Origin of the sequence: Kitasatospora sp. NPDC091257, assembly GCF_044757675.1 — a bacterium.
GTDB classification, from domain to species: Bacteria; Actinomycetota; Actinomycetes; order Streptomycetales; family Streptomycetaceae; genus Kitasatospora; species Kitasatospora lactacystinica.
Genome location: NZ_JBIVVI010001507.1, coordinates 1 through 1,843 on the forward strand (window position 1 = coordinate 1; position 1,843 = coordinate 1,843).

At 67.2% G+C, this 1,843-nt stretch carries 1 protein-coding gene; it reads right to left on the reverse strand.

Annotated elements, in window-relative coordinates:
- Positions 1 to 9: 9 nt before the first annotated feature.
- Entirely contained in the window at positions 10 to 1,497 is a 1,488-nt protein-coding gene (ahcY, locus tag ACIQOV_RS39775) for an adenosylhomocysteinase (RefSeq protein ID WP_401055801.1), read from the reverse strand.
- Positions 1,498 to 1,843: the final 346 nt, after the last annotated feature.

Consider the following 1,843-nt stretch of genomic DNA (forward strand, 5'->3'; position numbering starts at 1 on the left):
GTCTCTGCGTCAGACAACCGATGAACTCGCCCAGTTGGGCCACCGTGTCACCGTGCAACAACTCTCGGCCTTGTACGGGCCGTCGACCGGGACGCCGATGTAGTCGGCCTGGTCCTGGGTCAGGGTGGTCAGCTTCACGCCCAGCGCGTCGAGGTGCAGGCGGGCGACCTTCTCGTCCAGGTGCTTCGGCAGCACGTAGACGCCGATCGGGTACTGCTCGGTCTTCGTGAACAGCTCGATCTGGGCGATCGTCTGGTTGGCGAAGGAGTTGGACATCACGAAGGACGGGTGGCCGGTCGCGTTGCCCAGGTTCAGCAGACGGCCCTCGGACAGCATGATGATGGTGTGGCCGTCGGCGAAGCGCCACTCGTGGACCTGCGGCTTGACCTCGGTCTTCACGATGCCGGGCAGCTTCGCCAGGCCCGCGATGTCGATCTCGTTGTCGAAGTGGCCGATGTTGCCGACGATCGCCTGGTGCTTCATCTGCTCCATGTGCGAGGCAAGGATGATGTCCTTGTTGCCCGTGGTGGTGATGAAGATGTCCGCGATCGAGACGACGTCCTCCAGGGTGGTGACCTGGTAGCCGTCCATCGCGGCCTGGAGCGCGCAGATCGGGTCGATCTCGGTGATGATCACGCGGGCGCCCTGGCCGCGCAGCGACTCGGCGCAGCCCTTGCCGACGTCGCCGTAGCCGCAGACGACGGCGACCTTGCCGCCGATCAGGACGTCGGTGGCGCGGTTGATGCCGTCGATCAGCGAGTGGCGGCAGCCGTACTTGTTGTCGAACTTCGACTTGGTGACGGCGTCGTTGACGTTGATGGCCGGGAACAGCAGCTTGCCGTCACGGTGCATCTCGTACAGCCGGTGGACACCGGTGGTGGTCTCCTCGGTCACGCCCTTGATCGTGGCGGCGACCTCGGTCCACTTGTTCGGGGTGTCCTTGAGGGTGCGGTTGAGCAGCTCCAGGATGATCCGGAACTCGTCGTTGTCCGCGGTGGACGGGTCCGGCGCGGCACCGGCCTTCTCGAACTCGACGCCCTTGTGGATCAGCAGGGTGGCGTCGCCGCCGTCGTCCAGGATCATGTTCGGGGTCTTGCCGTCAGGCCAGGTCAGGGCCTGCTCGGTGCACCACCAGTACTCGTCCAGGGTCTCGCCCTTCCAGGCGAAGACCGGCACGCCCTGCGGGTTCTCCGGGGTGCCCTCCGGGCCGACGGCGATGGCCGCGGCCGCGTGGTCCTGGGTGGAGAAGATGTTGCAGGAGCACCAGCGGACCTCGGCACCGAGCGCCGTCAGGGTCTCGATCAGGACGGCGGTCTGCACGGTCATGTGCAGCGAGCCGGTGATGCGGGCGCCGGCCAGCGGCTGCGACTCGGCGTACTCGGCGCGGATCGCCATCAGACCGGGCATCTCGTGCTCGGCCAGCTGGATCTCCTTGCGGCCGAACGGCGCCAGGGAAAGGTCGGCGACCTTGAAATCACCGGTGATGTCGGTCGACATGCGTCTGCTCCTCGCTGATGGGGGTGGGGCCAAAGGTCCGGGCGTGCGTCGCGTGCGTCAGGCCGTACGGGTGCACGGCCACGCCGGAACGGCCGGGTCCGTGGTGGACCGGCTTCCCGTTGCGCAGCACAAACCGTCGGAGGACCTCTCTCCCTCGACCGGCGCACACCCTACGGGTGCGGACCGCCGATCGACCGCCATCAGCAGCGACGTTCTGGCTCTGGTGACGAATCTACACCGACGGCCCCGACCGAGCTCTCCATGGCGAACGTCGCGGCGAGCTGCTTCACCGTGATCGCCGACACCGACCGCGAGGCCGCGGAGCTCGTCCGCGACGGCTTCGTCT